The 13,459-nt window shown below is 61.0% G+C and carries 8 protein-coding genes; 6 read left to right on the top strand and 2 right to left on the bottom strand.

From position 1 onward, the window contains the following. The first annotated feature begins 20 nt into the window (after positions 1 to 20). From tssK to tssA, 4 genes are read left to right on the top strand one after another with little or no spacing between them, the layout of a single operon-like run. Positions 21 to 1,352, top strand: a complete 1,332-nt coding sequence (tssK, locus tag PMI30_RS15605; protein WP_008009664.1) for a type VI secretion system baseplate subunit TssK — start codon at positions 21 to 23, stop codon at positions 1,350 to 1,352. A gap of 18 nt (positions 1,353 to 1,370) precedes the next feature. Beyond that, positions 1,371 to 2,138 (top strand): DotU family type IV/VI secretion system protein, encoded by a 768-nt coding sequence (locus tag PMI30_RS15610; protein ID WP_008009663.1) that lies wholly within the window; start codon positions 1,371 to 1,373, stop codon positions 2,136 to 2,138. Beyond that, positions 2,135 to 5,971, top strand: coding sequence for a type VI secretion system protein (locus PMI30_RS15615; protein ID WP_008009662.1), 3,837 nt, complete (start codon positions 2,135 to 2,137; stop codon positions 5,969 to 5,971). The genes PMI30_RS15610 and PMI30_RS15615 overlap by 4 nt, the downstream gene beginning before the upstream one ends. Continuing rightward, a complete protein-coding gene (tssA, locus tag PMI30_RS15620) occupies positions 5,968 to 7,056 on the top strand; it encodes a type VI secretion system protein TssA (RefSeq protein ID WP_008009661.1) in 1,089 nt (362 codons plus the stop codon). The genes PMI30_RS15615 and tssA overlap by 4 nt, the downstream gene beginning before the upstream one ends. Here the strand turns inward: tssA and PMI30_RS15625 are convergent. Continuing rightward, the gene (locus tag PMI30_RS15625) at positions 7,053 to 8,024 is read right to left on the bottom strand and encodes a 2-hydroxyacid dehydrogenase (protein WP_008009660.1); all 972 of its coding nucleotides are present in this window, start codon (positions 8,022 to 8,024) and stop codon (positions 7,053 to 7,055) included. The genes tssA and PMI30_RS15625 overlap by 4 nt on opposite strands. Positions 8,025 to 8,457: 433 nt before the next feature. Here PMI30_RS15625 and PMI30_RS15630 point away from each other — a divergent pair, with 433 nt between their 5' ends. After that, the gene (locus PMI30_RS15630; RefSeq protein WP_008009659.1) at positions 8,458 to 9,738 is read left to right on the top strand and encodes a serine/threonine transporter; all 1,281 of its coding nucleotides are present in this window, start codon (positions 8,458 to 8,460) and stop codon (positions 9,736 to 9,738) included. A 168-nt stretch (positions 9,739 to 9,906) separates the two neighbouring features. On the opposite strand, the gene acnB is transcribed toward PMI30_RS15630, so the two are convergent. Then, positions 9,907 to 12,507, bottom strand: coding sequence for a bifunctional aconitate hydratase 2/2-methylisocitrate dehydratase (gene acnB / locus PMI30_RS15635; RefSeq protein ID WP_032835413.1), 2,601 nt, complete (start codon positions 12,505 to 12,507; stop codon positions 9,907 to 9,909). A 407-nt stretch (positions 12,508 to 12,914) separates the two neighbouring features. Here acnB and PMI30_RS15640 point away from each other — a divergent pair, with 407 nt between their 5' ends. Continuing rightward, positions 12,915 to 13,385, top strand: a complete 471-nt coding sequence (locus PMI30_RS15640; RefSeq protein ID WP_007906319.1) for a DUF1289 domain-containing protein — start codon at positions 12,915 to 12,917, stop codon at positions 13,383 to 13,385. The last annotated feature ends 74 nt before the right edge of the window (positions 13,386 to 13,459 follow it).

Raw genomic sequence — 13,459 nt, 5'->3', positions numbered from 1 at the left:
AAGAGGTCGAAAGGAGTCGTATGAGTCTGCTACCTGACGCGGTTTGCTGGCATGAGGGCATGCAGTTGTTGCCCCAGCATTTTCAGTTGCAAGGGCTGCGGGCCGAAGCGCTGGTGGCGCATTTCGCCCAGGCCTGTAATCCGTGGTTCTGGGGCGTGACGCGAGTCGAGTTCGATCCTTCGGCATTGAGCGCCGGGCTCGTCCGGCTGATCAATTTGCAGGCGACCTTGCCGGACGGTTTGCCGGTCAATCTGCAGGCCGGTGTGGGGCCGATGCTGGAGCTCGACGTCAGTGAAGCGATCGACGCCACCGACAACGCCACCGTCACCGTGTACCTGGCGATCAGCCCGCTGTGGCGCGCCGGGCAGTTGCTGCCGCTCAAGGGGCGACTGCAATCGGTGGTCGGCGATGCGCTGCCGGATCTCACGAGCGGCGAGTACCCCGAATCAATCACGGTGTGGCGTCCGAACCCGCGCTTATGCACGCAACTGAACAAGGCGGATTCTGTCTGCCTGCCGCTGCTGAGGATTCGCAAGGAGGGCGGCGGTTTTCTTTCGTTGCCCTACACACCGCCAACGCCATGCCTATTGCCCGACTCGGTGTTGGGGCGTCGAGTGGTGGGGCTGTGCGCCAGGGCGCGTGAGAAATGCATGTTCCTCGCCGGTCGTTTGCGCCAGGCGCAGCAGGCCGGCAATCAGGACGACGCGCTGGAAATTCGTCGCCAGTTGACGGCGCTCTGGGCGCGGCTGCCGGAAGTCGAAGGCCTGCTGAACAGTCGCCTGGCCACGCCCCAGGCGTTGTATGGTTTGTTGCTCGGGCTGGCCGGCGCGTGGTCGGCGCTCGATCCATTGGCTGGCGTTCCAGCGTTCGCGCCGCTGGACTTTCTTGAGCTGCAACGTGGCTATGAAGCGGTGCTCGACTGGCTTGAAAAGACCCTCGAACTGATCCGCGCCGGTTATCGCAGCCTGGCGTTCGAACGCAACGAACAGACCTTCTCGATTCAATTGCCCGACGATCAGCCGAGCCAACGGCTGGTCATCGGTTTGCGCATGCCCAACGGTGCCAGCGAGCAGGCCGCGAGCGAATGGTTGCGCGGGGCGATCATCGCGTCGCAGCCGCACATCGCGCTGCTCAGTCGCCAGCGCATGAGCGGTTTGTCCCATCAGGCCATGAGTCGCAATGAACAAGTGGCCTACAGCGTTGGCGACGATACGCGGTTGTTTGTGGTGACGGCCGAAGGCCAATGGTTCGACGGGCAGTTGCCGTTGCTAATTGCCGCACCGGCTTCCAGGCTGGCCAGCAGTCCATGGCAAGTGGTGTTGTTTGTGGCCCAGGCGAGTGAAAGTGCTTGATCAAGGAAGGAACGTCCTATGTCTGAGGGGAATGCCGGGTCGGGTACACGAGGCCTCCACGAAGCACCGCTGAGCAGTGCTTTTCGCCAGGCCTGGCAGCAATGGTCCCAGGACTGGAACCAGTTGCCCAAGGACAGCGAGGACGAAGCGCTGGTGGAGGCGGTGGTCGAACTGTCTACGCAAATCTCCCAACGACTGTGGCGAACGGCATTCGCTAAAGTCGGCGACGCCGCCACCGAGCAAGTCAAGGCGCTGGTCTATGCCTTCGTCGCGCTGGTCGATGAAGCCTTGCTGTTCACGCCGTGGCCGGGCCAGTCGGCCTGGCAGGAAAAACCGCTGGAATCGCGCTTGTACGCCAGCCGTCAGGCCGGTGAGCGGATACCGCTGGCGATCAAGGAACTGCTGGACGAGCAGATCCCCACCACTCGCGATCTGGCCAATGTCTATTTGCAATGTCTGGTGCTGGGGTTTCAGGGCCGTCTGCGCGGCGAACAGAATCAGACTCAACATGAAAAATGGCGCCTGGCGCTGTTCACCTTTGCCTGGCAGCACGAGGCGGATTATGCCGACGTCAGTGCCCGGCTCGAACAGCCTTCGGCCGTGCCGCCGCTGCAATTGCCAGTGCGCCTTTCGTTGCCCGACGGTTTTCGCCTGGGCGTGGGGATTCTCGCCATGGTCCTGCTGCTGACCGGGTTGGGGCAGCTGTTCTGGCGTGACATTCGTCTGGAGCTCGAACCGGTGTTGCAGATGACCGATTCCGTGGCCGCCTCGGAGCAAGACTCATGAGCACGCTGGGGATTATCGGCCTCATCATCGCCGTGCTGTTGCTGCTGGCGATTGTCGGGGTAGCGGTCTGGTGGTTGCGCACGCAAAGCGGCGCGGCGATTCGCAGTTTTTACCTGGCGGTGCGGCACATGGAGCAGGAGCAGGGCGCCCAGGACCGCTACCAGGTTCCATGGCTGCTGATGCTCGGCAACGAAACCCAGGGCACGCAGTTATGTACTCAGTGGCGCTTGCAGCCCACCGACAAACCGGCCTGGTTCGGTCGCTGGTGGTCGGACCCTGAAGGTGCAGTGTTGGTGGTGCCACAGGCGCTGTTTTTGCCGGACGAAGGCATGCACTTGCAACGCGGCGGCTGGTGGCGCTTGCTGGGATTGATCCTGCGCTTGCGCAGTCAACGTCCGCTGGACGGAGTGATCTGGACGGTGCCGGTCAGTCGACTGGGCAACGTCGAGCAAGCCGCGACCCTCGGGTTGGCGGCGCGTCGACGCTTCATCGATGTTTTGCAACGGTTCGGGCTGAGCCTGCCGGTGTACGTGGTGATTACCGGCATGGAAGAGTTGCCGGGCTTTCAGGAGTTGATCACCGCGCTGCCGGTCGAGGCCCGCGAACGCACGCTGGGCTGGTCGTCGCCCCACGGACCCGATGCGGTCTGGCAGGCGCAGTGGAGCGATCAGGCGCTGGATCAGGTGACTCGGGCGCTGGCGGAATCGATCATCGAAATCGGTGCCTTGTCCGGGCAACTGAGCACTGAGCTGTATGGCTTGCCGGAACGCTTCGAAGCTATGCGGCGCCATCTGCAATCCTTGTTGGAGCCGGTTTTCCAGGGCAATGCGCAAGGTGAGGCGCCACGCTTTCGCGGTATCTATTTCACGGCCAATCAGCCCTCGGAAGACAGCGCTGACGGATTTTCGGCTTATGACACCGGGTTGCAGCAGAGCGCCTTTGCCCGGCAATTGTGGCAGCGGCGGGTGGTCGCCGAGCGCGGTCTGGCCCAGGTGGTGCCGCGTCTGTTACGCCTGCGTCAACGCTGGCAGCGCGTGACCGGTGGAGTGGCGCTGGTGGTCGCGGTGGTTTGGGGCGCGGGCATGCTGTGGGTCTGGCAGGATTCGGTCAAAGAGGCCCATGAACTCTCGCGCCTGCTGCAAGGGGCGCAGAAAAACTACGCGGCGGTCACCGATGAATCTCATCGGCTGGAGTCGACCCGGCGCAATGTCCAGAGCTTCTGGCGGGTGCTGGAAAAGGCGCCGGGCTGGAGCTTCTCTTCAGTGGTATTTCCGACCTCCTGGTTCTCTTCGCTGGATGCGCAGTTGGCGAGCGAGTTGCGCCTGACCGCCCAGAGCCATTTGATGTTGCCGTTACGCGACCTGTTGAGCGCGGAGCTGGCGCAACTCAAGACCATCCGCAACACCGAACGACGGGGCAATGTCGAAAGCGAAGATCCGGCCCAATGGCAAAACTACGTCAAGGCCAAGGATCTGGTGGAGCGTGCGGTGAATCTGGAACAGCAGAACCAGTGGTTCAGTCAGGCGCTGAACAACCCCAAGGCTCCCCTCGAAGACCTGGTGTTGTTGAGCAACAACGCATTGTCGCTGAACCTCAACGTCGGCACTTTGCACCGCGCCGGTTTTTACAACCGTGCGTTGTTCGATGCTGATGGCAGCGATTTGCGACCGCTGGACCTGACCGTCGAGCGCCCGGTGATCGAGGAAAATTTCCTCGGGCTCATGGAGCGCTGGCTGGACCAGTATTTCCTGGCCGACAATTTCGTGCGCCAGGCCGGTTATCTCAAGTTGCATCTGGAACGGCTGGAGGCCGGCAGTGGCAACTCCCTCACCGAGCTCGAGGATTTGCGCGCACTGGTCGATGACTTGCAAACGGTGATCGGCTTGACGAATTCGGCGTGGGGTCGCGGCAAGGGCCAGGACCTGGTGCCTGGCTATCGCGAGTTGCTGGACAACGTGCGCAAAAGCGCCTTGCTCGGACCGCAACTGGAGCAACAGTTGGAAATGCAGGCGGCCAAGCTGCAACAGAGTTTTCGCGATCAATGGATCGTCCAGGCCGGCTCCCGGGACAATTTATTGATTCAGCAAGGCAGCGGGCAACTGGTCTTGCAGGAACATGTGGTGCAGCTCAACAACGCGGTGCAGGCGCTGTTCAAGCGTGACTTTGTGGCCATCGCCTTACAGGCGGATCGCTCCGAAGCCCCGGATGGGCAGGGGCAGGGCGTTGATGGCGACGACCTCGACAGTGCGCTGAACTATTTCGCCAGCTACAAGAGTTACGCCGCCGAAGAGTTGCCACGCATTCCCCCGGCGTATCGCGGCGCCTTGTTGCAAGCGGCCGAAGGCGCAGTGGTCAAGGCCATGTTGTCGAGCCTGCGCGAACACAATGCACAGGCCAACAGGGGCGTCTTCAATGTGCAGGCCTCCCAGGCGATTGCCTTGCAGAAAGCCTTTATCGAGGTGCGTCGCAGCGATCTGGCCACGCGTTTGCAAACTGCCTTGAACCGCCGCGCCCTGGCCGAAGTCGTCAGCGGCCTCGACGAAATCGTCGCCCAGCCGCTGTTCAGCGGGCGCACCGAAATCAGCCAGTGGGACGGCTCGAAGAACCTCGGCCTGCAACTGTATGGCGCCAACGACGTGCAGGATTTGAAACTGAGCCTCAAGCAGCAATTCAACACCATGCTCGGCATCACCGAGCGCCGCACCTCGGCGCTGGAATGGCTCAAAGTCCAGCAACAGAACCTCTCGGCGCTGGATTATGAACGCGTGACGCAGTTCAGTGCGCTCAACGACGAACTGCTCAAGTACAAGGAACAGAATCCCGCCAGTTCGCCGGCGCAGATCGAGCAATTGGTCAGTCGCGACTTCATCGAAATGGACGCCACGTCCTGTGGCCAGATCCTGCAAACCGCCAACCTGTCTGGCGGGCGCGGAACACTGGCGTTGCGGGCGGTGGATCTGCAACAAGCCGCCATGCAGCGCTGCCAGTTCCTGCAACAGCAACAGGCTGCGGCGGCGTGGAACGACCTGGCCAATTATTTCAATCAGTACCTGGCGGAGCGCTTTCCGTTTGCCAATGGCCTTCAGGCCGCCGACGCCGATCCGGCCAGGGTTCAGCATTTACTGGAGCTGATCGACAAGCGTTTGCCGGTGGCGCAGGCCGGATTGTTGCTGAGTCAGACCCCGGAGCGCCTGGCCGCCGAGGACTTTCTCAATCGTCTGAAGCAAGCCAGCACGTGGCTGGGGCCGATGTTTGTACGCGACAAAAGCGGTGTGTTGGGGCTGGAGATGGACGTGCGCTGGCGCACCGATCGAGAGGAAGAACGCGGTGCCGATCAGGTGATTGCCTGGGGCTTGAATGCCGGCAATCAACAGCTCAGCTATCCCGGCGAGGCTCAGCAGAACCTGCGCTGGATGGTTGGCCAACCGATTCGGCTGACCTTGCGTTGGGCCAGAAATGGCTACCAGCGTCCGGCCAACGATCCGTTGCAGCCGAGCCTGGTGGTGCGGGATCTGGAAGCGGGCTGGGAGTACAGCGGGCCGTGGTCGTTATTACGCATGATGCGTTCGCACGTGTCGGTGCAGCGCCAGCCGAACATGGACTACACGGACTTTCCGTTGACCTTGCGCCTGCCCGTGACGACGCAGGCCAGCACCACCACCGCCGAGCAAACCCTGATGTTTGTGCGCCTGTCGTTGATGACCCAGGGCTCGAAATTGCCGCTGTCCATTCAGCCCTTGCCAACCCGTGCCCCACGCTCACCGTTCATGGTGACGAGATCGACCGCGGGCATTGAGGCCCATGACATCGAATCGGATAAGGAGGGCCTGTGAATCAACCTTCAACGCCGTTGCCGGAACTGATCAGCCAACTGCTCGAACCGATCAGCGAGCAGGCGCCCTGTGGTCAGGATCTGCGTTATGAGCCCGAGTTCGACCGGTTGCGCGAACTGCGCCGCGAGGACGACACCAGTTTGCCCACGGGGGTGTGGCAGTCGTCGATCAAACGCGCCCAATGGCCGGAACTGGAAAAACTGACCACCAGCCTGCTGCTTGAACGCAGCAAGGATTTGATGCTCAGCGCCTGGTTGGGTGAGGCCTGGCTGCATCAGGATGGGCTTGAAGGCTTGCCGGGCAGCTTGGCGCTGGTGGCCGGGTTATGTGAGCGCTATCCCGAGCACCTGCACCCACAGGCTGAGGACGGCGATCAGTCATGGCGGGTGATTCCGCTCGAATGGCTGGCTCGACGCTACGCTGAAGTGTTGCTGACCCGAGTGCCGGTGTTCGAGCCGCGCAACAACGAGTTCGATGGCTTCTGTCTGGATGCCTGGCGTCGGTTGCAGCTGCAACAGGTGCAGGCCAGCGACAGTAAAACGGCGAAGACCTCGGCGGAGAACGCGCGTAACGAACAGAAAAAACTCACCGAACAGATTCGCGCCACCCCGTTGTCATTCTGGTTGCGCAGCCAGGGCACGTTGCTGCTCAGCCAGCAGCACCTGCAACGCCTGGAGGTGTGGAGCGACGCTTATCTCGGCAATCAGGCCCCAGGCTTCAAAGCGCTGCAGGATGTGATCGAAGCATTGTTGACGCTGGTTCAGGAGTTCATCGCCATGCATCCACGAAAACCGACCCCGGCGCCTGTCGAAACTCCAGCGGTGGTTGCATCGAGCCCGGCCGACGTGCCGCCCGTCATTGCGGCGCCTCAGGTGTTCAGCGAGCCGGCGAATCGTGAAGAGGCGTACCGGCAATTGCTGTTGATCGCCGAGTACCTGGCGCGCACCGAACCCCACAGCCCGGTGCCCTATTTGATCAAACGGGGGGTGGAGTGGGGCAACAAGCCCCTGAGCGAGCTGCTTGGCGAACTGATCAGCGCCGATGCCGAATCCCGGCGACTCTGGACGCTGTTGGGCGTCCTTTAGTGATTGTGCTGGGTGGCTGCAGACGGCGGCGGTAAAGCAATGGGGGTCAGTACCGGTTGACCGGAAAAAAACGCCGTCAGGTTTTTGCCGACCAGTTCCACGGTGCCTTGGGTGGCTTCCGGGGACAATCCAGCGACATGCGGGGTCAGAATCACGTTGGCCAGTCCCTTGAGGGCGTCCGGCACCTGGGGTTCGTTATCGAAGACATCCAGCGCGGCGCCGGCGATCCGTCGTTGTTCCAGCGCGCTGATCAGGTCTGCCGTGACGATCACGCTGGCCCGCGCGATGTTGACGATAAATCCGTTGGGCCCTAAAGCGTCGAGTACCTGCCTGTTGATCAAGTGCTGGGTACCGAGCCCGCCGGGTGCGGCAATGATCAGAAAGTCCGAGTGGCGTGCCAGGTCGGCCGGCGTGGAGCAGAAGCTGTAGGGCACGTCGCTGCGATGCTGGCGGTTGTGGTAACTCACGCTCATGTCGAAGCCGTTGGCGGCACGTTTGGCGATAGCGATGCCAACGGCCCCAAGGCCGAGGATGCCCAGGCGTTTGCCGGCCAGGGAAGGGCGCATGATTTTCGGCCATTCGCCCCGACGCACGGCGGCATCGGCCCGAGGAATATCGCGCACCAGTGCCAGCAGCAATGCCATGGCGTGGTCGGCGACGGAAGAGGCATTGACGCCTGCGCCGTTGGTGACGGTGATACCGCGGTCGGCGGCGGCTTGCAGGTCGACGTGCTCGTACCCGGCGCCGATCACGCAGATGATCTTGAGGTTGGGCAGGGCGGCCATTTCATTGGCGTGCAGGCCCAACGGACCGCGCGTCAGCACTGCATCGATCTGACTGCCCTGTCGGGCAATGGCGGCGGCGCGCTCGGCCGGGGTTGGGGCCAGGATCAGATGAAACCCCTGATGTTCGAGGATCGGCAGGTATTCATTGATGGTTTCAACCAGTACCAGAACAGTTGCGGTCATGCTGGGCTCCTGCGGGCAGCGGAATGTCGGGGGGCTCGAACGTCGCTTCAGATTGCTGACTCCAGAGCGGTTTGGCAATGGCCAGGGTTTTTGGCTCCCGGTGTCGGAGCTGGAGAAGCCTGCGATCCTTCTAATGACAACACTAGATCATTTGTCCGCGATTCGTAGGAGCGAGGCTTGCCCGCGAAGAACGATTACTCGGTATTCCTGATGGACCGAGGCGACTGGTTCGCGGGCAAGCCTCGCTCCTACGGGGGAGCGCGTGTTTCGCCACCTGCATCTGATCCGCATAACCATTCCTCAGCTAAGTCTTTGCTTCTGCTCATTAATCCCGGACAATCGCGCCCCTGTTTCGGCCAGGGCGCTGCCTGTCGGGTTTTTCCGACTCGTCCTGACCGGGTAGCAAGTGACCGGAAAGCGGAGATCCGAGCGGATGAATGATCAGGCCAATAGCGTCGACGAACGCTATGTAGCGGCGACACCAGCGACTCTCGAAAGCTGGAATCGCCATGACACCACCTGGATGTTGGGCCTGTTTGGCACGGCAATCGGGGCCGGTACCCTGTTTTTGCCGATCAACGCGGGGCTGGGCGGCTTCTGGCCGCTGCTGATCCTGGCAGTGCTGGCGTTCCCCATGACGTTTTACGCACACCGTGGCCTGACCCGCTTTGTGTTATCCGGCCGCGAAGGCGCCGACATCACTGAAGTGGTGGAAGAACACTTCGGCATCAAGGCCGGCGCGTTGATCACGTTGCTGTACTTCTTCGCGATCTTCCCGATCCTGCTGATCTATAGCGTGGCCCTGACCAACACCGTGGGCAGTTTCCTCGAACATCAACTGCACATCATGCCGCCGCCGCGCGCCGTGCTGTCGTTCGTGCTGATTCTCGGCCTGCTGGCAGTGGTGCGTTGCGGTGAGCAGGTGATCGTCAAGGCCATGAGCCTGATGGTGTATCCGTTCATCGTCGCGCTGCTGTTTTTGGCGGTGTTCCTGGTGCCGCACTGGAATGGCGGCATCCTCAGCACCGCGACCACGCTGCCTGAGTCGTCGGCGCTGCTGCACACCTTGTGGCTGGCGATTCCGGTGATGGTGTTCTCGTTCAACCATTCGCCAATCATCTCGGCGTTCGCGGTGGACCAGAAGCGTCGCTACGGTGGTCACGCCGAAGAGCGCAGCTCGCAGATCCTGTCCCGCGCCCACCTCTTGATGGTGGTGATGGTGCTGTTTTTCGTCTTCAGCTGCGTGCTGACCCTGTCGCCGGCGCAACTGGCGGAAGCCAAGGCGCAGAACCTGTCGATCCTGTCGTACCTGGCCAACCACTTCAGCAACCCGACCATCGCCTTCGCGGCGCCGTTGATTGCCTTCGTGGCTATTTCCAAGTCTTTCCTGGGCCACTACATCGGCGCCAGCGAAGGCTTGAAGGGCCTGATCGTCAAGAGCGGCAAACGCCCGGCACCGAAGACGCTCGACCGCATGACTGCGGCGTTCATGTTGGTGGTCTGCTGGATCGTTGCCACGCTGAACCCGAGCATTCTCGGCATGATCGAAACCCTCGGTGGCCCGATCATCGCGGCGATCCTGTTCCTGATGCCGATGTACGCGATCCGCAAGGTTCCGGCGATGGCGCGCTTTCGTGGTCAAGCCTCTAACGTCTTCGTGACGGCGGTGGGCCTGGTGGCGATTTCGGCGTTGATCTACTCCCTGACAGCCTGACATATCCCCCGTAGGAGCGAGGCTTGCCCGCGAAGAACGATGACGCGGTCCTGCAGTTTGTCCGTGTGATGGCTTTCGCGGGCAAGCCTCGCTCCTACAGGTTTTTGTGGGGCATAAAAAAACGCCGCTCATCTCACGATGGGCGGCGTTTTTTATTGCGTTGCAGCGTTAGGCTTGAACGACCGGGATGTTGGCGTTCGCAGCAGCTTCACGGAACTCGGCGATCTGGTCGAAGGACAGGTAGCGGTAAACATCGGCCGCCATGCTGTCGATCTTGCCAGCGTATTCCATGTACTCCTCGACGGTCGGCAGGCGACCCAGGATGGACGCAACGGACGCCAGCTCGGCCGAAGCCAGGTAGACGTTCGCGCCGTCACCCAGACGGTTCGGGAAGTTACGGGTCGACGTCGACACAACAGTCGAGTTCGGCTCTACACGTGCCTGGTTACCCATGCACAGTGAGCAGCCTGGCATTTCCATGCGTGCGCCGGCCTTGCCGTAGATGCCGTAGTAGCCTTCTTCGGTCAGCTGGTGAGCGTCCATTTTGGTCGGCGGCGACAACCACAGACGGGTTGGCAGCTGACCCTTGACCTGTTCCAGCAACTTGCCGGCAGCGCGGAAGTGACCGATGTTGGTCATGCACGAACCGATGAACACTTCGTCGATCTTCTCGCCAGCAACGCTGGACAGCAGACGGGCGTCGTCCGGATCGTTTGGCGCGCAGAGCACAGGCTCCTTGATGTCGGCCAGGTCGATTTCGATGACTTCAGCGTATTCGGCGTCAGCATCGGCAACCATCAACTCAGGGTTGGCGATCCAGGCTTCCATCGCTTGGGCACGACGTTCCAGGGTACGCACATCACCGTAGCCTTCACCGATCATCCAGCGCAGCAGGGTGATGTTCGATTGCAGGTACTCGGTGATCGACTCTTTCGACAGCTTGATGGTGCAACCGGCAGCCGAACGTTCGGCCGAGGCGTCGGACAGCTCGAAAGCCTGTTCGATGCTCAGGTTGTCCAGGCCTTCGATTTCCAGGATGCGGCCGGAGAAGGCGTTCTTCTTGCCTTTCTTCTCGACGGTCAGCAGGCCAGCCTGAATCGCGAAGTATGGAATGGCGTGAACCAGGTCACGCAGGGTGACGCCCGGTTGCATTTCGCCTTTGAAGCGCACCAGGATCGATTCCGGCATGTCCAGCGGCATTACGCCGGTGGCAGCGGCGAATGCGACCAGACCGGAACCGGCCGGGAACGAAATGCCCATCGGGAAACGGGTGTGCGAGTCACCACCGGTACCGACGGTGTCCGGCAGCAGCATGCGGTTCAGCCAGCTGTGGATGATGCCGTCGCCCGGACGCAGGGAAACGCCGCCGCGGGTCATGATGAAGTCAGGCAGGGTGTGGTGGGTGGTCACGTCGATCGGCTTTGGATAAGCCGCGGTGTGGCAGAACGACTGCATCACCAGATCAGCGGAGAAGCCCAGGCACGCCAGGTCTTTCAGTTCGTCACGGGTCATCGGACCGGTGGTGTCCTGGGAACCGACGGTGGTCATCTTCGGTTCGCAGTAGGTGCCTGGACGCACACCGGCTACGCCGCATGCCTTGCCGACCATTTTCTGCGCCAGGGTGAAACCCTTGGTGCTTTCGATCGGGGCATCCGGTTTCTTGAACAGGTCGAACGCTGGCAGACCCAGTTCGGCGCGAGCCTTGTCGGTCAGGCCACGGCCGATGATCAGCGGAATACGACCGCCGGCACGGACTTCGTCCAACAGCACCGGGGTCTTCATTTCGAAGGTGGTGATGACTTCGTCGGTACCGTGCTTGCAGACTTTGCCAGCGTGCGGGTACAGGTCGATCACGTCGCCCATGTTGATGTTGGTTACATCGAATTCGATTGGCAGTGCGCCGGCATCTTCCATGGTGTTGTAGAAGATCGGAGCGATCTTGCTGCCGAAGCAGAAGCCGCCAGCACGCTTGTTCGGTACGAAAGGAACGTCGTCGCCGAAGAACCACAGCACCGAGTTGGTCGCCGATTTACGCGACGAACCGGTACCGACCACGTCACCGACGTAGGCGATCGGGAAGCCGCTATTGCGCATTTCTTCGATCTGCTTCATCGGACCGATGGAGCCTTGCACGTCCGGCACGATGCCGTCGCGAGCCATTTTCAGCATGGCCAGGGCGTGCAGCGGGATGTCCGGGCGGGACCAGGCATCAGGAGCAGGGGACAGGTCGTCGGTGTTGGTTTCGCCAGTCACCTTGAACACGCGCAGGCTGATCTTGTCGGCCAGCACAGGGCGATTCTTGAACCACTCGCCGTCGGCCCAGGATTGCAGAACGCCTTTGGCGTGAACGTTGCCGTTCTTGGCGCGTTCAGCAACATCGTGGAAAGCATCGAACATCAGCAGGGTGTGCTTGAGTTCTTCGGCGGCCACTGGTGCCAGTTCGGCGTCGTCCAGCAGATTGACCAGCGTCACGATGTTGTAGCCGCCCTGCATGGTGCCGAGCAGTTCAACAGCGCGTTTCTTGTCGATCAGAGGGGATTTGGCTTCGCCTTTGGCGAGGGCAGAGAGGAAACCGGCCTTTACATAGGCCGCTTCGTCCACGCCTGGCGGAACGCGATTGGTGATCAGGTCAACGAGGAAAGCTTCTTCGCCAGCCGGGGGATTCTTCAGCAGCTCGACCAGGCCTGCAGTTTGTTCGGCGTTAAGCGGCTGGGGAACGATACCCAGTGCTGCACGCTCTTCGATATGTTTGCGGTAGGCTTCAAGCACAGTTATTACCCTCATCAGTGGTCCCAAATGGGTGTCCGGGACGCTCATCCCGAAATTGCCGTACTCATGCGCTGCGTGGCGTTGTGGGCCGCTTAGCCAGAATTACCGGCAATTCCTTACAGAAGCTGCTTTCAAAGTTTTACGCCTGCAGAACGGGGAGCTGATGAGGGTTGGCGTCAGGTTTTTCACCGCTGAAAAACCCTTCGCCAACACCGCTCTGAAGGAACGACTGTGCTCGTGACGCTTTGAAAACAGCTTCTAACGGACATTGGCGCCTTAAAAGGCTGGCTGATTCTACGGCAAAAAAAAATTAAAGGTAAGTTAGCCCCAAAATTTTGAGGGGTGATGAATGTTAGACAAAGGGCTAACATGCCGACCTGTTCTGCTTTCCCGTGTTTTGCCTACCTATGCCCAATCAGACCATCAAGACCCCCTGCGTCGGCCTCTGCTCCACTGTTTACGGTGACCTGGTGTGCCGTGGCTGCAAGCGTTTCCACCATGAAGTGATTCACTGGAACGGTTACAACGAGGAAGAAAAACGCGCGGTGTGGCTGCGTCTTGAGCAACTGTTATCGCAAGTGATGGCCAGCAAGGTGGAAATTTTCGACCCCGCCTTGCTGCGTCTGCAACTGGAGCAGCGCAAGATCCGCTTTGTGCCGCATCAGTCGGAATATTGCTGGGCTTATCAGCTGATCGCCCGGGGCGCGCGGGTCATCAACAATCTGGAAGCCTACGGGATGGTGCTGCTGCCGGAGTTTCGCGACTGGAACCTGCCGGAACTGCGCGATGCCATTGATCGGGAATTTTTTCTGCTCTCGGAAGCGCATTACCAGCGCTACATTGCGCCTGGTTTCCTCAAAGACGCCTTCGGCGCCTAAAAGCATCGCGAGCAGGCTCGCTCCCACAGGGGATTTGTGAACGACACAGATCCAATGTGGGAGCGAGGCTGCTC

The organism is Pseudomonas sp. GM50 (genome assembly GCF_000282375.1).
GTDB lineage: Bacteria > Pseudomonadota > Gammaproteobacteria > Pseudomonadales > Pseudomonadaceae > Aquipseudomonas.
This window is presented reverse-complemented; position numbering and strand designations above follow the sequence as displayed.

Excerpts from the sequence above, each read along its gene's own strand:
- PMI30_RS15615 (WP_008009662.1), top strand. The coding sequence starts at position 2,135 with ATGAGCACGCTGGGGATTATCGGCCTCATCATCGCCGTGCTGTTGCTG.
- PMI30_RS15630 (WP_008009659.1), top strand. The coding sequence starts at position 8,458 with ATGAATGATCAGGCCAATAGCGTCGACGAACGCTATGTAGCGGCGACA.
- PMI30_RS15610 (WP_008009663.1), top strand. The coding sequence starts at position 1,371 with ATGTCTGAGGGGAATGCCGGGTCGGGTACACGAGGCCTCCACGAAGCA.
- tssK (WP_008009664.1), top strand. The coding sequence starts at position 21 with ATGAGTCTGCTACCTGACGCGGTTTGCTGGCATGAGGGCATGCAGTTG.
- PMI30_RS15640 (WP_007906319.1), top strand. The coding sequence starts at position 12,915 with ATGCCCAATCAGACCATCAAGACCCCCTGCGTCGGCCTCTGCTCCACT.
- PMI30_RS15625 (WP_008009660.1), bottom strand. The coding sequence starts at position 8,024 with ATGACCGCAACTGTTCTGGTACTGGTTGAAACCATCAATGAATACCTG.